This is a genomic window from Paenibacillus sp. FSL H7-689 (genome assembly GCF_000517905.1).
In the GTDB taxonomy this organism is placed as follows: Bacteria; Bacillota; Bacilli; order Paenibacillales; family Paenibacillaceae; genus Paenibacillus; species Paenibacillus amylolyticus.
Genome location: NZ_ASPU01000013.1, coordinates 385,752 through 406,903, shown reverse-complemented (window position 1 = coordinate 406,903; position 21,152 = coordinate 385,752). Strand labels below are relative to the sequence as shown.

The window sequence follows — 21,152 nt, the reverse complement described above, 5'->3', positions numbered from 1 at the left end:
CCTTTTTTTGGCTAGAAATCATGTGATTCCATTCAAAACAGGCAAACATGTTCAATTCATGGGTGACATGGATGTTCTATAATGGATGGGATTAATTCCAACTGACAGTCTTTTATCTACGTTATCCTACGAAAAACAGGAGGGACACAGGCCCATGTCTGATATTGAAGCCTATCTACAACAACAAACGAATCTTCGTGGTCGTTCCGCGTATCATGCAGATCAACCCCTGGAGTTATGGCGCAGTCAGTTACGTACACGTGTGAAAGAACGGCTGGGAGGTTTTCCCACGATGGCGGCCGCACTGAATCCTGTCTTACTGGAGCGCATTACCTGTGACGGATATATTCGGGAGCGGATTGAAATCACGACCTATGCAGGACTTCGCATGCCTGTGTATTTATTAATTCCGGGTGATGGAAGCGTTACTGATACAAAGAGACCTGCTATCGTTGCTTGTCATGGGCATGGCTACGGTAGCCGAGAGATATCGGGTATGGAACCGGATGGGTCACTACGGACAGGCGAGCCCGGATTACACAAGGACTTTGCAGTAGCTCTTGTGAAGCGTGGTTATGTGGTTGCGGCTCCAGAGTTGCTCGGATTTGGTGATCGAAGACTGGAAGAGGACCGCGATGCGCCACCAGGGGTAAGCTCCTGTACGAAGATTGCTGCGCATCTGCTCATGGTGGGGAAGACCCTCGCCGGTCATAGGGTGTATGAAACAACACGTGTATTGGATTATGTATCGACTCGGCCAGAAGTGGATTTGGAGCGAATTGGAAGCATGGGTATCTCGGGCGGTGGGCTGGTGACCGCATTTACAGCCGCGTTGGATGAACGGTTCAGGGCAACTGTGGTAAGCGGTTATGCAAATACATTCCAGGGTAGCATATTGGATCGGAACCATTGTCTCGACAACTATGTGCCAGGTATCCTGCGTGAAGCGGAGTTGCCGGATCTCATCGGCCTGATTGTGCCTAGGCCACTTTTTATTGAAGCTGGAAGTGATGATCAGGTGTTCCCCATCCATGCAGCGAGAGAGGCGTATGCCCGTTTGACACACATATATGAGCAGACGGGAGCAGCAGAATCACTGGATGCGGATTTCTTTACCGGTGGACATGAGATTAGCGGAGTGAAAGCCTATGACTGGCTTGACCAAGTTCTGTGAAACTGAGGCTTAAAAAAACTGAAAAAGCGAAGTTACAAGCTTTCTGCAAGAAAGCTACATCGGAAGCATAAGCTATCACCGGATTTTCCCTTGAGAAAAGGGAATCGAAAAATCTGGGGATAACAACGATTGGAAGGTTATTCTGTCTACGTAGTATATTCGAGAGGAGAATTCAGTGATGAAATGGTCAATATCGGTAAAGCTTCTGCTCTGTTTTGTTCTGTTTGCAAGTACAATGGGCATCGGTTTGGGAAGCAGTGGAGGGCAAGTCGCCGAAGCGGCAACGGACAATTACAGATTTGATTTTGGTTCGGGTGGTGTTGAGAGCGGTTACACAGGCGTGTCCGCAGGAGATGCTTATACGCCTACGAAAGGTTATGGCTTCAACACACCTGCACAGATGAGGAATGTGTCTGCCTCAGGAAGCGGGGTTAAGAGTGACGCTGTGCAGTTTTTGACTTACGGCACCAAGAGCACCAATACCTTCAATGTGAATCTGTCCAATGGCCTATATGAAGTCAAAGTAGTCTTGGGCAATACTGCCAGAGCCAGCGTGGCTGCAGAAGGTGTCTACCAGATCATTAATATGACGGGCAACGGGGCAACGGACCAGTTTCAAATTCCGGTGACTGACGGGCAATTAAACCTGCTGGTTACAGAAGGAAAGACAGGTACCGCCTTCACACTTAGTGCACTCGAAATCCGGAAGTTATCCAATCAGACCGTTACCAACCGCACAATCTACATTGGTGGTGACTCAACAGTTTGTAATTATTATCCGCTGGGTAGCAGTGTACAAGGAGGTTGGGGACAGCTGTTTCCGTCCTATGTGAACAATTCCACCTTCCAGGTTCGAAATATGGCGGCAAGTGGTCAATTTGCGAGAGGTTTCCGCGATGATGGTCAGATGGAAGCGATTCTGAAGTATATCAAGCCGGGAGATTATTTTATTTTGCAATTCGGAATTAACGATACCAATGCCAAGAATAATACAACAGAGGCGCAGTTCAAGGAGATTATGCGGGATATGGTACGTCAGGCGAAGAACAAAGGAGCAACAGTCATCCTCTCCACACCTCAGGGCCGGGCCACAGACTTTAATACAGCCAATGTACATCAAGCGGAGAACCGCTGGTACAATCAATCAACCCGTGCACTCGCTCAGGAAGAGGGGGTTACCCTTGTTGAACTGAACAAGCTGAGTTCTGCCTATTTCACGTCTATTGGTCCTGCCGCAACACTTGCTCTGTATATGACAGGGGATAGTCTGCATCCGAATCGTCAAGGGGCTGCGGAGCTTGCGCGTATTGTGGCTGCGGATCTGAGAAGACAGGGACTGAATGGATTCTGACTTTACTACTTAATCAGTCTGCATAATCAGTGGTTGATATGATCCGTATATGCAAAATAAAAAAATACCCCCGGGAACATGCCGCGAAACGGGCGGCTGATCCTCGGGGGTATTTGTTATGCCTAGGCTGGGGATTACTCCATCATATCCTTGGCTTCATGGTTCACTTTTTTCCCTTTTAACAAGGGTTCCAATTCATCTTGTACGCTCTGCTCCCACAGTGGTACATCTGTGCGATAGGCGGCCCGTCCGTTCAGATGTCCGGCGACCGGAGCAGTGATGAATACAAACAGGATACCTAACAACAAGCGGGCACTGATATAGTTATCGAAATACCAGAAGTAGAAAAATGTAGCGCTTAATACACAGAACACACCAAGCGTCATACTTTTGGTTGCAGCATGGGCACGTAGATATACATCAGGCAGACGAATAAGTCCAAATGCACTGAGTGCACTGAGTAATGCACCGAGCAGTACGAGTAGACCTATAGCTGTTTCAGCGGCTACTTTAACGATCTCCATCATTTTTGAATACCGCCCCCCGTTCAATATAACGTGCAAATGCCACTGTACTTAGAAAAGCCAAAATGCCAATCAGCAAGATAATATCCAGATAGGCCTGAGTTTGCAGCATCATCGACAGAACGGCAACGATGGCAATCACATTGATACCGATGGTATCCAGTGCCGTGATCCGATCAGCCATGGATGGTCCCCGCAGCACCCTGTACAAGCAACCCAGAATGGCTAAGGAGAGAATGAGCAATGAGATGAACAACAGTGAGGATAACATTAACGCGTCACCTCCATAATTGCTTTTTCGAATGTATTTTGGATATCATCTCTCATTTTCTGTTCATCTTTGATATCCAGTGCGTGGATAAACAGTTTACGTTGATTACCCGAGATCTCAAGCGGCAGAGAACCTGGTGTCAATGAGATGAGTAAGCAGAGCAGAGTAACCTCCCAATCCGAGGACAATTGAGTTTTATACGTAAAAATACCGGGCCTTATATCTAACTTGGGCTTGATAATCTGGCGTATAACCTCAATGCTGGCTCGCACCAGTTCCTTGAATAGCAGTGTAATCAGTTTGAAGATGGCCCAGACTCGTACAATATAGAAGCGCTGGGGGAAGAATCTGCGCATCCCCCCGATGAGAAGCAGTCCGAGCAGGTAACCTATGAGAAAACCAACACCATTCCAGGCGTTGTTCAGAAACATCCATACAAAAGCAATGATAAGATTCAGTACAATCTGAAAGGCCATAGACATCTACTCCTTCAATACGGCATCAATATAAATATTGGGATGCAGTAGAATATCGCCTGCGCGGGAGGTCAATTGGAACATGCCTTCAGCCCCCACACCCATTACGATGATGAATACAAACAGAATTCCGGCAGGAATCAGAAGGCCGTTCACCGCGTAAGGGCGTCGTGTAACCCCGGCAGGTGGTTCGCCCCAGAACGCTTGTATGAAGATGCGTAGTACCGAATATAACATCAACAAGCTCGAAAGCACCGCAATGCCGGTAAGACCATACAAGCCTGCCTGCAAGCCTCCTTCAAAGAGAAGCAACTTCCCTGGAAATCCACTGAATGGCGGCAAACCTGCCAAAGCAAGTGCACTAATGAAGAACATCCAGCCGAGCAGCGGGTAGCGATGGATCAGCCCGCCCATGTTATCGAGTTTGGATGTTCCGGCAACAGCGATCAAGGCACCGCCGAGCAGGAAGAGCAATGTTTTGATCAACATATCATGCAGCATATAGAAGAGCAGACCTTCCAGTGCAGGGCGACTGGCCGCGGCCATACCAAAAGCGACAAACCCTACACCTGCGACCACGTTGTAGATGAGAATCTTGTTTACATCGCGGTATGAGATCGCACCGATGACACCCAGGACCATCGTTGCTCCAGCCATCCATCCGATTAGTGCATGGAAGAAATCAGGATCATGATAGAAGATCAGTGTGAATGTTCGCACAATCGCGTACAAGCCAACCTTGGTAAGCAATCCTGCGAACAATGCAGTGACAACAGCAGGTGGTGCCGCATAAGAGCCCGACAGCCAGAAGAAGAGGAACAGCCCGGCCTTGATGCTAAATACGATCAGAAAGAGAACAGCAATTAAGGTAATGACTCCGCTCTGTCCCACTTCAGCAATTTTGACGGACAAATCTGCCATGTTCAGTGTACCAGTTATGGAGTAGAGGAAGCCGATGGAAGCGACAAAAAGAGCTGAAGAAACGATGTTAATCAAGACATATTTGATCGTTTCCCGAAGCTGTCTTTCCGTACCTCCCAATACGATCAGTGCATAGGAAGAGATGAGCATCAGTTCAAAGCTGACAAACAAATTGAACAAATCTCCGGTTAGAAATGAACCGTTAACGCCCGCGATCAGAAAATGAAAGAACGGATAGAAGTGGTGCTCTTCCCGCTCCTTGTTCACACTGCGGAACGCATACAGCAGACACGCCAGTGCAATGATGGAAGCGGCAACGACAAGTAGCGCCGATACCATGTCCGCAACAAGCACAATACCATAGGGAGGTGCCCATCCACCCATATTAAGAGTTAGAACTCCAGTCTGAGCTACCCGCGTAATGAGTATCGTTGAGACCGCTGCTGTAAACAAAAGTCCAATGACACTAATGATCCGCTGGATATTCGTTTTCCGGAAAAATAGCAGAGCCAGAACACCTGTAATCAAAGGCAAGAGAATCGGCAGAACGACGAGATTATTCATATGGGCGCCCCCTTACTTCTTCCATATCGTCTGTTCTCAGCTTCAGATAAGAACGATAGGAGAGAACAAAGAAGAACGCAGTGAGTCCAAAATTGATAACAATCGAAGTTAGTATCAAAGCCTGAGGAAGAGGATCGACATAACGTTCAGCCATCTCCCCAAGCAGCGGTGGTGCCCCAGTTTTGAGACGTGACATGGTGATCAAGAGCAGATGCACGCCATGGGTTAGTATGGACATGCCAAGTACGATGCGGAGCAGGCTCCGCGACAAGATTAAAAAGACGGCAACCGCAAACAGAATGCCAACGGCTACACACATCAATATTTCCATATCAGCGATCCTCCCCGATCTGTAGAATGATGGTCATGGTGACACCCAGGACAGCGAGATACACGCCAAGATCAAACAACATGGCCGTGGCGAGTTCTGTCTCTCCCAGCAAAGGAAGTTCGAAATAACCGAAGGTTTGACTTAGGAACGGGACTCCAAATATAAATGAACCCGCACCCGTAAGTAACGCTATACCCAATCCGATCCCTGTGAGAACACGGAAGTCAACGGGTAACGCTTTGCGTATCGTATCTGTACTGAATGCCAGGGCAATCAATACGAGCGCTGCCGCTGTGACCAAGCCACCGATGAAACCTCCGCCCGGATTGTGGTGACCTGCAAAGAAGAGGTGCATGGCAAACGTCAGTATGATGAACACAACAACCTTGGTGGTCGTTTGCAGCAATACATCATTACTCTGCAAAGGGACAGTATCCCACGAGGATGAGCTGCGTTCCCGGTTACCATACTTTTTCGTATTGTCCGCTTCATCATCTAGAGCAGGTTCGGAATCCTGACTCTCGTCCTTCTTACGGAACTTCAAGCGGGCTCCGAGATCTTTTGCTTCAAGGTTCAGATTAATCATGGAGTAGATGGATAACGAAGCAACGCCAAGCACCATAATCTCCAATAACGTATCGAAGCCACGGAAATCTACCAGCAACACGTTCACGACATTTTTACCACCAGCTGAGTCATAGGCTTCCTGAAGGAAGAAAGTAGAAATGCTGTCCAGTGAGGCTGTTCCGCTTGCGGCCAATGCAACAAAAGTCATCACGATCCCGACTGCAATCGCTACGATCATATTTACCGTGAGATAACTGCGGCTTGATTTGCCACGTTGAAGCTCAGGCAGATGGTAGAAGCAGAGCAGGAACAATGCAACGGATACCGTCTCAACAATCATCTGTGTCAACGCCAGATCCGGCGCCCGGAAGAGTACAAACAGCAGGGTTACGAGGTAACCAACTGCTCCAGTCATAATGACTGCCGATAGTCTGTTCTTGGCAAAAGGAATCGAAACTGCAGCACCGATGAGCGTGACTAGCAGTACCACCTCATAAAATGAGAAAGGTGCATTGCCCTGCAGATTCCAGGTAATATTTTCTCCTGAACGGAAGAAAGCATAGACCAGCAACGCGACCGTGAATGAGAAAATGTAAACGAGATAATTACGAACCGAGCCATTCATATAGGCTTCCGTCCATTTGCGTGCATAATGCTGAAGATTATCCAGCACGACGTGGTACATATTGTTAATTGTTAATCCTTGTGGATAATGCTCATAAATATTCCTCCATCGTGGCAACAGCTTGTAGAGAGTGATTCCGAGAATCACGACTCCGATTGTCATAATCAGTTCCGGAGTCCATCCATGCCACAGTGAGAAATGTACATCGAAGCGCTCATTTCCATTCAAGAGGGATGGAAGCACAGCGGCCATTGCCGGTTCAATCAGTGATCCGGCCAGCAGATTCGGGAAGAGTCCGAATACAATGACAAGAACACCTAGAACAACAGGCGGAATGAGCATGCCAGCTGGCGCTTCGTGCAACTTCTCGGCAGGGATCTCGCTTTGGCTACGACCGAGGAATGTTTTGAACACGATAATTAGCGCATAGATCAGGGTAAACACACTTGCAAGCCAAGCGAATACCGGCAATAGAACACTCCAGGACCCAAGTCCAAAGATTCGCAGATGCGTGACTTCCACCATCGCCTGGAAGAATAACTCCTTGCTCAGGAATCCGTTGAAGGGCGGAATACCCGCCATGGCAAGTGAGCCGATCAATGCCACGGTGAATGTGATTGGCATGAATGAAGCAAGTCCACCGAGCTTCCGTATGTCACGTGTACCCGTTTCATGATCAACAATCCCTACGACCATGAACAGAGCGGCCTTGAAGGTTGCATGATTAAACAGGTGAAGCAGCGCAGCGGTTATTGCAACAGTGTACATCGCAGAGGATTCGCCATATCCGAAGTAGAGAGCAGCAGATCCAACCCCTAAGAGGGACATGATCAGACCAAGTTGAGAGATGGTCGAATAGGCAAGAATCGCTTTGAGATCGTTTTTTTTCACCGCCAGGAATGATCCATAACACAAAGTCAGAAGACCAACGCCAGTAACGAGCCAGAACCAGAGTCCCTGTCCACCGAAGATTGGTGTAAACCGTGCGACAACGTACAGTCCGGCCTTGACCATGGTGGCTGAGTGAAGATAGGCACTAACAGGTGTCGGAGCTTCCATGGCATCCGGCAACCAGATATGGAACGGGAACTGAGCTGACTTGGTGAAAGCTCCAATCAGGATCAAGATAAGTGCGGGTAGAAATAGTGCGCTTTCCTGAAACTGACCCAATCCTGTAATGGTTGCACGAATACTGAATGTTCCTGTAATGAGATACATCATCATGAATCCGGTAAGCATGGCGAAACCGCCAAATACCGTAATCAGGAATGATTTTTGTGCTCCTGAAGTCGAGGCTTTACGTTTGTAATGGAATGCAATCAACAGGAATGACGTAATACTGGTCAATTCCCAGAATCCGTAGAGCACGATCATATTATCAGACAGTACCACGCCCAACATGGCTCCCATGAACATCAACAGATACAGGTAGAAACGGTTCAGCGCTTCTTTCATATCCATGTAGAAGATGGAGTAGAGAACAACGAGGACACCGATTCCGGTGATTAGCAGTGTCAACATGAGGCTCAGACCGTCCAGATACAGATTGAATCCAATGTCCAGTGAAGGGATCCACGGGATATTTCCGGATACGGTATTGCGCTGTGACACAGCGGGTATGAGACTCGCAAAGTATACAAATAATAGTGCCGGGACAAGGAGAACCGGCCATCCCAAATGTAATTTACGGAAGAAACGATGCAGCATGGCAAGAAGAATGCCAGCGGCAAAAGGCAGAATAACAGCAACATGAAGCAGGCTCAACATTACACCCCCAATGTTTAGTATTTCGATTACTCTCTCTGTGACATACAGGCGCATGATCCTTTGAAGGATATGCTTGCTCTCTATATTCATAACCCAAGTATGTATATACAGAATCGTGTCTATTCTTTGAATGGAAGAAACACGGTGAAGATTTCAGTATAATATTGTATGGGCATGTATAATAAAAAAACACACAAGTTCCGATAAATATGAAAACGATTAGGGCGTGTCTGAAACTCCGAAGAAGCAGATTTTGCCGAATTTTCGTTCCAAGCCAGGAAGTTTTCCGCAGGCGTGCCGGGGCACGTCAAGGGAAAGTGACGCAGCAGGGGGCGAAAAGGCGGTAAAAGATGCACTTCAGCGAGTTTTGAGACACGTCCGAGGTGACATTCCGTGTACTCTTTACAGCATAGTTATGTTGAGAAGCAAGATGGTTTCACCGTGTAATGGAGGAAGTAATGTCATTCAAAATTAGAACTGTGCTTACAGTCATCTTTGCTGTGTTATCCTTGCTGGTTACCCTGACGATTGGGTCTATTTTTAGCCAAAAGTCATTTGTTGCTGTAGAGACTGAGATTGGTCACTCGCTTACAGGCACGGCCTCACAGGCTTCGGACAAGCTGGATCGATTCATGTCGGCTCGCGCGGGTGAACTGGACCTGCTGGGCCGAATGGCTTCGTTGGAAGATGAATTCCAACCTGATGAGATTCAGATGCTGCTGGATCAGTTACAAGATAGCTTTCCCTCATTCTCATGGGTTGGATTCATGGACCCGAAGGGAAAAGTGTTAGCTGCTACGGATGGTATCTTGCTTGGGGAAAATTTATCAGAGCGACCTGTGTATCAGGAGGGAATCAAGGGTAAATTCATTGGAGATGTGCATAATGCAGTACTTCTTGCCAAGCTGCTTCCGAATCCAACGGGAGAGCCGTTGCAATTTGTCGATATCAGTTTTCCGCTGAAGGATAGCAAAGGAATGATTCAAGGTGTGCTCGCTGCACATTTAAGCTGGGAATGGGCGAAGGAAGTTGAGGAATCCGTACTCGCCCCATTAAAAAGGGAAGAAAAGGACATTGAATTTTTTATCGTTAGCAAAAAGGAACATACAGTGCTGCTCGGGCCGAAGGAATGGATCGGTAAACCGTTAGTATTGCCTGGCATTGAAGAGGCCCAGCTCAACAAGAGCAGTTGGTCCATTGAAAAGTGGCCTGACGGTAATGAATATGTGACAGGGTTTGCCTACAGCCAGGGTCATCTGGATTTTCCCGGATTAGGCTGGACCGTAGTCATTCGTCAAGTCAAGTCATCTGCTTTTGCGTCTGTGTTTGACCTAATGTGGTTTAATGTGTGGTCTGGACTCGCCGTTACCGTGCTGTTTGCACTGATTGGCTGGGTTGTCTCACGTCTGATCTCTGCCCCGCTTGTGCGTCTTACCAGAGTAGCCAATCGACTGCGTGCAGGGGAAGAGCTTGAGATTCCTGCGATTAAGGGGATTAAGGAGATTGAAGTGTTGTCCCGTTCACTTCGGGATATGCTGACCTCTCTTATGAATAAAAACTCAGAGCTGGTCGTGATGCAGAATCTGGCGCATTTTGATCAGTTGACTAGACTGCCAAATCGCACTGCCCTAGAAGTGTATCTGGAGGAGTCTCTGGAGACCGAAAGTGAAAATCACACGCTGACTTTTCTCTATCTGGATCTCGATGGATTCAAACGGGTCAACGATACACTTGGACATCAGACTGGAGATGTACTGTTACAGAAAGTGGCCCAGCGACTGTCTGCTCTTGGTCAGGTGAAGGGGATAACAGTCCGATTGGGCGGAGATGAATTCCTGATTGTACTTCAGTCTGTTGGAAGTCATCCGAGGGAAGAAGCCATGGCTTATGCAGAAGCCATCATTCAAAGCTTGAACAAGCCGTTTATTATCGAATACGAGCGAATTCGAATTGGATGTAGCATCGGAGGTGCCGAATATCCAACCAACAGCGACAACCCAAGTGAGATTATTCGGATGGCGGACGAAGCTTTGTATGAGTCCAAACGTGCAGGCAAGAACAGAATGACATTTTATTCCGAGTTGAAGCAAGATCGTTAGCGTATAATAACATGAGCTGGGTTATCCCAATCACCTTTGTGCGAATGTGCGTATAAACAAGGAGGGGTGAAATGTCTGGAAAATATACATCTGTACCTTATGGTTATGAGCCACCGGCGGCCAGCCGCAAAGGCACACTGACTTTTTATGACTCGTTTGAACATGTGACTGATGAGCAACTCGAGCGCGCCGCTGCAACGGTAGATACCCGTTCATTCATACAGCTTGTGTTGTATCCTTTACACGAGAGCACGTTTAAACGAATGAGCAAGGATTCGATACAGGCATATTACAAAAGAGAAGACCGCCTGCATGATTGGCGGCGGGAACATCCAACTTCGCGTATACGTGTGGAGGGGCTTGAGGGCAAGAGAAAGAAATATACACCTGTGGATAGCGCGCTGCGCCATATCACTGCGGAATATCCAGCCCCTCACTTTCTGTATTTGACGATAGAGATGGCAAATATGTTTGCTTCATTTGATTCCTTCAAGGATTGGATCAAAGAGCTGCGTCTCATCATTGATGGATCGTCCGAATACCTGCATCCGATGCTGGAGCAAAATCGCCATCGCTGGGAATGGGCGGAATGAAAACATAGATGTATGAAGAAGATCGGCGTGCTGATCGTATTCAGACCCAAAAAAAGTTGTGTTGTACAAACCGGAATCCCGGTGTACAGCACAACTTTTTTATTTATATTTTCTCTGCCAAGGATGAAGTCAGATCAAGTGATGTTACGGTTTTATTTTTACCTGTTCGTTTCGCGGCATACAGACAGGCATCCACTTCCTCGAACAATTTGTCTTTGGTTAGATTAGGGCTGTAGCTTTTGAGACCGATACTCACGGTGATGGAAGCTCCTTCAAGTTCCAGATGGCCCATCAAGGCAATCTTCTGACGAATCTGTTCCACCAAGGCATAAGTCTGCTTGAAAGATTGCTCAAACATCAATAAGGCAAACTCTTCGCCCCCGTACCGTGCTGCAATATCACTTGAGGTAATGGTTTCCTGAATGATCAGGGACACTTTCTCCAGAATAATGTCTCCAACCCGATGACCATACGTATCATTAATGGACTTGAAGTCATCAATATCGATCAGGGCCAGATGCAGACTCATGCCACTGTTGGCATACTCAAATGCTTTTTCATAATAATCCTTGAATGAGCTTTGATTATAAAGGTTGGTTAAACCGTCTGTTTTGGACTGTTTGGTCATAATGGCATTCCGCACAATAAGGTCCTGCTTGGCAAGCATGCTGGCTTGAAGATCATCGAGCACCTCAACGCCGCTAGTTACGATAACCTGTGCTACATATGTACCTAAGATTAGAAAAGCAGGAATGGATACCATGTCAAATGAAGACAGGTACAACCGGTAGGCCGGATCGAACAAAACCATAAGGTAACCAGCCATCTGCATCAGAAAGACAATCCAGACTCTCTTTTTACTGAAGAACAGCACCGAAGCAAAGATGGGCAACAGGCAGATCGCTAATATAATCCGAATGTCATAATTGACATGAATAATCGTCCAGGCGATAACCGTGCTGGCTATAGACATGGTGTAAAAGGAATATGAACTGAAGCGCCGATCAACCCAACTTGCGAACAAAATGCATGAACTGCTGACGGCCGTAGGCCAGAACAGGACATTCATCAAGAAATCTGTAGGTGTGCGATCATAATCCAGAAACAGGAAACAGCCAATCTGAATGGCGAAATGTGCAATGATGACTATCCAGTAGGCATGGAGCATTTTTTGAATCCATTTGGAATGTTTGAACTCGTATTCTGTTGGAATGTGACTATTTTGCGTATGGAAACCTTTCATATATCACCGCTGACTGCATCATAATGGTACGACAGAATTACTCTCGTATATGATGATTATAAATGACAATGAACAAAACGCAAATGTATTTAACTGTTATATGAGAACAAGACTCACAGAAGTTTCGAGTTGTCACAAACTTTTTGTGGAGGACAAACAAAACTCAACGATACACTCATAGACTATATACATGGCTCCGTTCCATATGTAGGAAATCATTGATGAAGGGGAGGTGATCTTCATTCCTCTTGTCGTTCGTTCAACCGTTAATGCTACGGGAGCAATTACATTTACAGGAAATACGCTTGGACTGAGTCGTTCGGAAACAGCGGGGGTACCTGGAACACAGGATAGTATTGGAGGTTTTATCACAACCAACACCAGCCTCCAGTACGGCACCTATCCACTGGGAACGACAAGCCTGTATCAGAGCAACAGTTCAGCAGCCATTCTTACACTACCTGCTGGAAGTACTGTTCTGTATGCAGAATTGATCTGGGGCGGCAGTTACATCAATGGTACAGTCAATCTGAGTGCTGCCATCAACAATCCGGTTACGTTTGTTACACCCGCAGGGACTTCCAGTGTTACCCCTGATCCACTTACCTACAATCAATTCGATCTGGGGGGCGGTGCTGCTGGCTATGTACGTTCCGCCAACGTGACCGCACTTGTACAAAATGGGGGAGCAGGTACATATATCACCGGTGCAGTGGTAGGGACTATAGTTATTACAAATGATTCCACGGCCAATCATGCAGGGTGGACACTTGGAGTCATTTATCAGAATCCCAATCTGCCTTTTCGCAACATGTCTTTGCGTGCAGGCGGCGTACTTGTTCAATCCACTTCACCACCTGTTGTTACCACACTAACTGGATTTGCAACGCCCCTTTCCGGTGTATTGGGAGGAAGGATACTGTTCAGTGCACAGGAGGGCGACGCGAACCGGACTGGTGACCAGGCATTATTCGGGCCAAGCTCAGCCACATCGGTTGCTTTGTCCGGGCCCAATAATCTAGCTGCGAACTTTTTTGCTTCTCAGATTAACGGAGATACCGGAGCGCTTAATACAACAGGAACGTTTGGGACACGAAATCAGATCAACGGAGCTCCAGGTACAAATATTATCGGTGGACGTCAAGGCTGGGATATTACCAATGTGGATGTTTCAGCAAGATTGATCAATAACCAGTCATCTGCAGTGTTGACATTAACCACCTCGGGGGATGCCTACATTGTCAACGCCAATGCAATTCAAGTTGATATTAATGCGCCCAAGATCACATTGGCTAAGGCAACGGTCGCCGCCGGTGCAGTTGCCGGAGATAGTATTTTATATTCGGTTACCGTTACCAATGCAGGCACTGCGAGTGCGGCCAGTGTTGTTTTATCCGATTCACTTCCTGCAGGTCTTACCTTTATTCCAGGCAGTGTCACTGTTGCAGGTGTATCCCGTCCAACACTTGATGTGACGGCAGGCATTCCGCTGGGTTCGTTAACTTTATCCAGCAGTGTCGTTGTAACCTATCGAGCACTCATCGGTCAGGATGCAAACATCCTGCAACTGGTGAATTCGGCCAATGCAGCCTTTACATTTCAAAGTGTAGCAGGGGGGCCGGTCATTACCGGAGTTATTCCGTCCAATAACTCCACCCTTACGGTTTATTCGCCAAACCTGTCCATTGTGAAATCGGCGAGTACCACCAATGCCACGGTGGGTGACCTGGTAACCTATACACTGCAAGTGAACAACGGAGGAAATGTTGCTGCCAACGTTACATTGAGGGATAACATACCAAGTGGTAGCTCATATGTAGCAGGCAGCTTTCGTCTGAATGGAAATGTGATTGCTGGCGCCAATCCGGTTACTGGCGTTAATCTGGGGAGCCTCGCGGCAGGAAGTGCCAATACCGTGACTTTTCAGGTACTTGTAACAAGCTTGCCGACACCGCCGACTCTTGTGGATCAGGCGACAGCTTCTTATTCCTTCAATTCACCTGATGGTCGGACGATCACGGGAAACATCGCCTCGAATACCTTAACGATCCCGGTAACATTGCCCAATGTGACCACGGTAAAGTCAGCATCCATTACTGATGTTGCTGTCGGGGAGACCTTCACGTACACCGTAGTTACTACCAACAGCGGTATTCAGGTGATTAACAATGTGGTACTTACAGATGCGCTCCCTGCTGGAATAACTTTTGTTCCCGGCAGTGCAACCGTAAGGGGAACTGTCGTACCGTCTGCGAATCCGAGCAGTGGTATCTCTATTGGGACATTGGCGGCCGGAAGTTCTGCAACGGTGACGTTTCAGGTGAATGTGCAGTCTTTGCCTGCTTCAGGTTCGTTAGTCAATCGAGCGGTAGTGTCCTATAGTTCTGGTGCGTTCACGGGTATTTCCAACTCCAATTCCATTACAACCCCTGTATACCAAGCTGTTGTCGGTATCAACAAGTCGGCAAGCCAAACCAATGCGACACTGGGGGATCAGATTGCATACACACTTGTGGTCACGAACAGTGGAAACATAGCGACTCAAGTGAATGTGACGGATACGATCCCAGCGGGACTGACGTTTGTCCCGGATTCGGTAACTGTGAATGGTACTGCACGTCCTGGAACAAGCCCATTAACCGGAATAATACTGGGCAGTCTCCTGCCGGGAGTTACGGCTACGGTGGTGTTTCGCGCTACACTCACCACACTTCCGACTCCCCCGACACTGGAGAATCAAGGGACTGCAAGTTATACGTACCAGCTTCCAAGTGGAAGGAATCTCTCAGGCAGCAGCTTATCCAATATCGTTCGTATATCTGCATCGGCTCCCAATGTTTCTATTAGTAAAACAGTAAATACTCCGGATGCGACAGTAGGAGATGTGCTTACGTATACCGTTGTTGCAACAAACGCAGGAATTAGTGCAGTACAAAATCTGGTGATTTCGGATGCACCATCCGGCTCTGAATTTGTCCCTGGTAGTGTCACGATTAATGGATCTGCTGTTACAAGTGCAAGCCCCGTTGCGGGAATCGCAGTGGGTACATTGAATAGCTCAAGCAGTGTAACTGTGACCTATCAGACCCGAGTGAATTCCGTTCCATCTACGGGTTTCGTTAGTAACCGGGCCAATGCAGCATTTACATCAGGCAGTTTTAACGGTGTTTCTTCTTCTATATCAGTAAATACCCCCATATTTCTGCCAGTGATCCAAGTGGTGAAGTCAGCAAGTACAACAAGTTTGACGGTAGGCGATACGTTTAATTACACCATCCAAATTAACAATACAGGTAACATAGCTGCAACGGTTACCTTGACAGATCCCATTCCAGCAGGAGCAGTATTCAGCACAAATAGTGTCATTATTAATGGCGTACCTACCCCTGGGGTCAGCCCGGAGTCGGGTATCAGTCTAGGAGAGATTGCTGCGGGCTCAGGTGCAACGGTCACCTTTGTTGCGACGGTTACCAGTTTGCCAGATGCAAGGCAGTTAATTAATCAGGCGGTTGCCTCGTTTGCCTACACACTCCCAAGTGGGAGAACGATTGCCGGTCTCTCGTCATCAAACACCATCACTATTCCAGTGTCTCTGCCCAATGTTACCATTGTCAACAGTGACAATGTAGAGTACGGCGTAGTCGGAGATGTCATTCGATACACATCTGTTATTCGTAATAACGGCACAGTAGCCGTTAATAATGTGGTATATGTCAATCCTCTTCCTTCGAATACCCCATTTGTACCCGGAAGTGTCATTGTGAACGGGACTTCGTTCCCGCTCTCCAATCCGACCGCCGGCATTCCAATCGGTACGTTGGCTCCAGGAGCCGAGGTTACCGTAACTTTTGAGGTGACGATTACCATGCCGATTCCTTCGCAGATTAACAATCAGTCGACGGTCAGCTTCACATCCGGTTCATTTTCAGGGTCATCATCGTCCAATAACACTCAGACTCCGGTCATACAACCGCAGATTTCACTTGTCAAAACAGCAAATACCGTAAATGCAACTGTAGGTGATACGGTTGTATACACGGTAACGGTCAGCAATGCTGGCAATCTGGAAGCAAATGTTACTCTCACAGACAACATTCCTTCTGCGACTACTTTTGTACCCAACAGTGTGGTTGTATCCGGTGTGCCAGAGCCGGGAGTAACACCAGGAACAGGTATTCCGGTAGGCATTGTAGCAGCGGGGGCGACGGCTGTTGTCACGTTTGCCGTTGTTGTGGATTCACTTCCATCTCCACAGCAGCTTAGCAACTTTGCTACATCATCCTTTACATTTACACCTCCAGATGGGCGGACGTTGACTGGCTCAGCCACTTCGAATACACTCACGTTTCCAGTCTCGTCACCAAACGTCGCTGTTGTCAAAAGCACAGCTTCCACTGCGGCTACGGTAGGAGATACAGTGAGCTATTCCATTCTGGTGACCAACAGCGGAATTGCACCGGTGAACAATATTCAGTTTTCAGACCCGATTCCAGCTGGAGCCTCTTTTGTTACAGGGAGTGTCACAGTGAATGGGGTTGCGCAACCCGGAGCCAATCCGGCAGGTGGGGTACCCCTTGGTACATTGGGGCCCGGAACGTCCGCGACGGTCACATTCAGTATCCGTATCGACGCGATCCCGCCAAGTGATCAGTTGAGCAATCGCTCTACGGTCAGTTTTACCTCAGGTACATTCTCAAGCACAACCTTTTCAAATACCGTGGTCACTCCGGTGTACCAGCCTATTCTTTCAGCACAAAAAACAGCCAGTACACAAAATGCTACCGTTGGGGATACAGTCAGCTACACGATAACCGTGAGCAATCAGGGAAACTATGGAGCCCAGATTAACCTGACAGATAACCTTCCAGCCGGAACCATCCTTGTTCCAAATAGCGTTATTGTGAACGGTCAACCACTGCCAGCAGGAAATCCAGCAACGGGCATCCCCGCAGGCAATGTGGCTCCCGGAGCTACGACAACCATTACCTTTTCAGTAGTTGTTGATACGCTGCCAAGTCCACAACAACTGGTGAATCAGGCTACGGTAGCTCTATCATATACATTGCCGGATGGGCGGAACATCACGGAGTCTGTTTTATCCAATGTGCTGACCATTACCGTATCGGCACCGGATGTCGATGTCGTCAAATCCACAACTTCAACGGCGGTATCTGTTGGAGATGTCGTAACGTATAGCATCGCTGTAACCAATAACGGAATTGCAACGGTCAACAATGTGGTTTTCACGGATGCAGTGCCGACAAGTACCGTTCTTGCGCCAACCGGCGTGTTTGTCGATGGTGTTCTGCGCCCTGGTGCCAATCCTTCTACGGGAATAACGCTTGGTTCCATCGCACCTGGCGTTACGGTAACCGTTGTATTTAGTGTGCAGGTTACGGCGCTCCCGGCAAGTGCAGTGTTAAACAATCAGTCCACGGTCAGCTTTACATCAGGGGCTTTCTCAGCGACCACATTCTCCAATACGGTTACAACTCCGGTCTTTCAACCTATTCTGGCTGCAGTGAAAACGGGAGATCAGACGATAGCAACGGTAGGGGATACCGTTGTGTACAGCATCGCTATTTCCAATACCGGGAACTATGGGGCATCTGTCACGTTAACGGATACCATTCCGGCAGGAACAGAGTTTGTTCCAAATAGCGTTATTATTAACGGGGCTTCTGCACCAGGTGCAGATCCTGCTTCGGGTATTCCGCTTGGTGTCGTTTCCACAACAACTCTAGTTACCTTCTCCGTTGTGATTGTGACGTTACCTTTGAGCCAGTCCATTACCAATCAGGCATCTGCGACATTTTCGTATACATTACCTGATGGAAGAACACTTGGAGGCACGATTACGTCCAACGCACTCAACATTCAAGTATCTGCTCCGAACGTGAGTGTAGTTAAGACGGCTTCGGTAGTTGATGCCGTGGTAGGCGACACGATTGTGTATGAAATGGTTGTGACCAATGAAGGAATTGACCCTGTAAACAATATTGTGATCACCGATCCGATTAACCCAGCCACCACATTTGTTACAGGCAGTGTTCTGGTGGACGGCGTCCCACGTGCCTTGGCCAACCCTGCGCTGGGCATAGCTCTTGGTAGTTTGGCGCCTGGAGCATCGATAGCGGTATCGTATGCAGTGCGGGTCAATACGCTTCCAACACCACCACAAGTGAGCAGTCAGTCTTCCGTAAGTTTCACATCGGGTGTTTTCTCGGGAGCAGCGTATTCCAATACGGTTATAACACCAATCTATCAGCCGATTATTGCCGTAACCAAAACAGGGAGCACCTCCAATGCAACCATTGGTGACACCATCACCTATTCTTTTGCCATTAACAATAGCGGGAATCTGGATGCAAGTTTGACATTAACGGACAATATACCGAATGGAGCCGTACTGCTTCCCAACAGTGTTCTGATTGATGGTGTTCCACAGCCAGGTGCCAATCCAGAGACGGGTATCGTTGTGGGTACCATACCGTCCGGAGGTACGGTTATTGTAACGGTTACCCTCGAGGTGACTGTAGATACGTTGCCGCAGGATCAGCAACTGGTTAACCAGGCGGTGGCCAACTATACATTTAGTCCACCCGATGGCCGTCTGTTGACGGGGACCGTATCTTCGAATGTTCTGGTTATCCCGGTATCTGCACCAAATGTTGTTGTTGCCAAAAGTACAAGTGCCATTGATGCTGTTGTCGGTGATGTAATCACCTATACGGTTGTAGTAACCAATAGCGGCATTGAAGTGGTGAATAATGTGGTCATGGTTGACCCGGTACCTGTCGGTACAGTATTTGTGCCAGGAAGTGTTACGGTGGATGGTGTGCCAAGACCAACAGGGAATCCGAATACAGGCATCACGCTTGGTTCGATTGCTGCGGGTGCTTCCGTTACGGTTACATTCAGAGTAGAGGTTGTGGTGATATGAGCCAATCTTCCGGTCCGTTGTCCCACTGGCTAAAGAATCAGTCCCTGGTTCGATTCAGCTCTGGTGCGACTGAACTGGAACAGGTATCCTATTCGAATACGGTTGTAACACCGTGGATCGGCCCCAGGCTTGAAGTCAGAAAAGTCTGCAATGTCACGGAGGCTGCCTTAGGGCAGTCTCTTATCTACCGTGTTGAAATTGTTAACACCGGAAATCTTACGGCCCTAGTGTACCTATTGGATCAGCTATCTGCAGAGACGGCACTGCTTCCCAACAGTGTACTGCGTGATGGTATTCCGTTACCGGGAGCATCACCGGAGAGAGGATTGCCTCCAGCTGAAATCGCGCCCGGAGCCACGTTGCGATACCACTTCCAAGTTGTAATCTTGCGTTTACCTGAGACACTGAAGCTGCTGAATCAGGCACAGGTTAACTATGAGTTTTTGACACCGGAAGGCAGAACGGTTACAGGTATGGAACAATCCAATATCGTGGAGGTCAATCTGGTCTCATCCCGGCTGGAGATCTCCTTTCAGGCGGATCACATCTATACCTTCTCAGGGGATATTGTCATGTACACCGTCATCGTTAGCAATCCGGGTTTTATTGCAGCCACGAATGCCCAAGTAACGATTTCTTTGCCACAAGGTATTGTTTTTATACCTGCGAGTGTCATCGTAGATGAAATGTTTGCGCCACAAGTAACGCCTGATACGGGCATACAACTTGGAGAGATTTTACCCGGAAGTTCAATTAGAATACAATATCGGGTTCAGGTTATTGGGGGAAGCGATGCAAACGGAATATCAAGTGTAGCTGTACTGGCGTATATCTCGGCAGGACAGCAGGAGACGGTCTACTCCAATCAGGTTACCCTGGAAGTGATACAGCCCCAGGTCTCTGTGGTGAAAAGTGTGCTCCCGGTAACGGCCACATTAGGCGATGTCGTCCAATATAATATTACCGTCTCCAATGCAAGCAGTTATGCGGTCGATGGAACTCTCCTGGATGGACTGCCCACAGGTGTGACATTTGTCGAAGGCAGCCTGCGCTGGAATGGGGTTAAACGTCCCGGAACCCATCTGGCTAAAGGGCTTAATCTGGGGACGTTGACAGCCCGGTCGGTTCTGAATATTCAGTTCGAAGCGAAACTTCCAGATCGAGATGAATCGATGCCTGATGACTACAGGTATGTGAATCATGCTAGCCTGATGTATACATTTCGATTGCCAGATTCACGGTCAGTGCAGCGGATGATTACATCCAATGAAGCTGTGGTCGAATTGAAAGCGCCAATAATTCAGGCTTATGTTCAAGTGACACCCACATTGGTCGAGCAGGGAGGTACCGTCACTTTTCAGGTACGTGTGGGGAATACGGGTAATTTGCCGGCACGTGTACAACTTGGGAGCATTTTACCTGAGGGTGCCAGATGGCTTGGTCAAGCTACGGGTGAGCTCCAATTGAGCATATCAGAGTATTCCACACCACGGGTTCTGCATGTGGGCGTGATTGAGCCTGGAACGGAAAAGAACATCTCGTATGTAGCGAAGTTAGCTTCTGAGAAGGTGGGGACGCTGCAAGGAGACTTGATTGCCAGGTACACGTATGAATGGAATGGACAAAAACGGGCTGGCGAAACCCGATCGAATGAGTACAGCATCATTGTGGAGTATAGAGAAGAATAGGAGGTATCACGGTTA

General features: G+C 48.0%; 13 protein-coding genes. 6 read left to right on the top strand and 7 right to left on the bottom strand.

What is annotated here, in order from left to right; genetic code table 11:
- Positions 1-154 precede the first annotated feature (154 nt).
- Positions 155-1,174 (top strand): dienelactone hydrolase family protein, encoded by a 1,020-nt coding sequence (locus tag C170_RS09280; protein WP_036608721.1) that lies wholly within the window; start codon positions 155-157, stop codon positions 1,172-1,174.
- Between the two features lie 235 nt (positions 1,175-1,409).
- Positions 1,410-2,525 (top strand): rhamnogalacturonan acetylesterase, encoded by a 1,116-nt coding sequence (locus C170_RS09275; protein WP_051447107.1) that lies wholly within the window; start codon positions 1,410-1,412, stop codon positions 2,523-2,525.
- Between the two features lie 134 nt (positions 2,526-2,659).
- Here C170_RS09275 and mnhG read toward each other — a convergent pair whose 3' ends face one another.
- Genes mnhG through C170_RS09245 form a run of 6 tightly spaced genes read right to left on the bottom strand, consistent with a single transcriptional unit; the run spans position 2,660 to position 8,568 of the window.
- Positions 2,660-3,052, bottom strand: coding sequence for a monovalent cation/H(+) antiporter subunit G (gene mnhG / locus C170_RS09270; RefSeq protein ID WP_017688856.1), 393 nt, complete (start codon positions 3,050-3,052; stop codon positions 2,660-2,662).
- Positions 3,036-3,320, bottom strand: a complete 285-nt coding sequence (locus C170_RS09265) for a Na(+)/H(+) antiporter subunit F1 (protein WP_017688855.1) — start codon at positions 3,318-3,320, stop codon at positions 3,036-3,038. Before C170_RS09265 ends, mnhG begins: the two co-directional genes overlap by 17 nt.
- A complete protein-coding gene (locus tag C170_RS09260) occupies positions 3,320-3,796 on the bottom strand; it encodes a Na+/H+ antiporter subunit E (RefSeq protein WP_036608718.1) in 477 nt (158 codons plus the stop codon). The genes C170_RS09265 and C170_RS09260 overlap by 1 nt, the downstream gene beginning before the upstream one ends.
- A gap of 6 nt (positions 3,797-3,802) precedes the next feature.
- The gene (locus C170_RS09255) at positions 3,803-5,281 is read right to left on the bottom strand and encodes a Na+/H+ antiporter subunit D (RefSeq protein WP_036608717.1); all 1,479 of its coding nucleotides are present in this window, start codon (positions 5,279-5,281) and stop codon (positions 3,803-3,805) included.
- Entirely contained in the window at positions 5,274-5,612 is a 339-nt protein-coding gene (locus C170_RS09250) for a Na(+)/H(+) antiporter subunit C (protein ID WP_036608715.1), read from the bottom strand. Before C170_RS09250 ends, C170_RS09255 begins: the two co-directional genes overlap by 8 nt.
- Position 5,613: 1 nt before the next feature.
- On the bottom strand, positions 5,614-8,568 hold the full coding sequence (locus C170_RS09245; protein WP_036608953.1) for a Na+/H+ antiporter subunit A: 2,955 nt from the start codon (positions 8,566-8,568) through the stop codon (positions 5,614-5,616).
- 461 nt (positions 8,569-9,029) lie between these two features.
- Between C170_RS09245 and C170_RS09240 the strand changes: the two genes are divergently transcribed.
- Together C170_RS09240 and C170_RS09235 are read left to right on the top strand one after the other, a co-directional pair.
- Entirely contained in the window at positions 9,030-10,670 is a 1,641-nt protein-coding gene (locus C170_RS09240; protein WP_036608713.1) for a sensor domain-containing diguanylate cyclase, read from the top strand.
- 71 nt (positions 10,671-10,741) lie between these two features.
- Positions 10,742-11,263, top strand: coding sequence for a hypothetical protein (locus C170_RS09235; protein WP_036608711.1), 522 nt, complete (start codon positions 10,742-10,744; stop codon positions 11,261-11,263).
- Positions 11,264-11,366: 103 nt separating this feature from the next.
- Here the strand turns inward: C170_RS09235 and C170_RS09230 are convergent, their stop codons facing one another.
- Positions 11,367-12,506 (bottom strand): GGDEF domain-containing protein, encoded by a 1,140-nt coding sequence (locus C170_RS09230; RefSeq protein WP_051447091.1) that lies wholly within the window; start codon positions 12,504-12,506, stop codon positions 11,367-11,369.
- 232 nt (positions 12,507-12,738) lie between these two features.
- On the opposite strand from C170_RS09230, the gene C170_RS09225 reads away from it, so the two are divergent.
- Both C170_RS09225 and C170_RS30005 read left to right on the top strand, forming a co-directional pair.
- Positions 12,739-19,449 (top strand): DUF7507 domain-containing protein, encoded by a 6,711-nt coding sequence (locus C170_RS09225; RefSeq protein ID WP_051447090.1) that lies wholly within the window; start codon positions 12,739-12,741, stop codon positions 19,447-19,449.
- Positions 19,446-21,137, top strand: coding sequence for a DUF11 domain-containing protein (locus C170_RS30005; protein ID WP_051447089.1), 1,692 nt, complete (start codon positions 19,446-19,448; stop codon positions 21,135-21,137). Before C170_RS09225 ends, C170_RS30005 begins: the two co-directional genes overlap by 4 nt.
- The last annotated feature ends 15 nt before the right edge of the window (positions 21,138-21,152 follow it).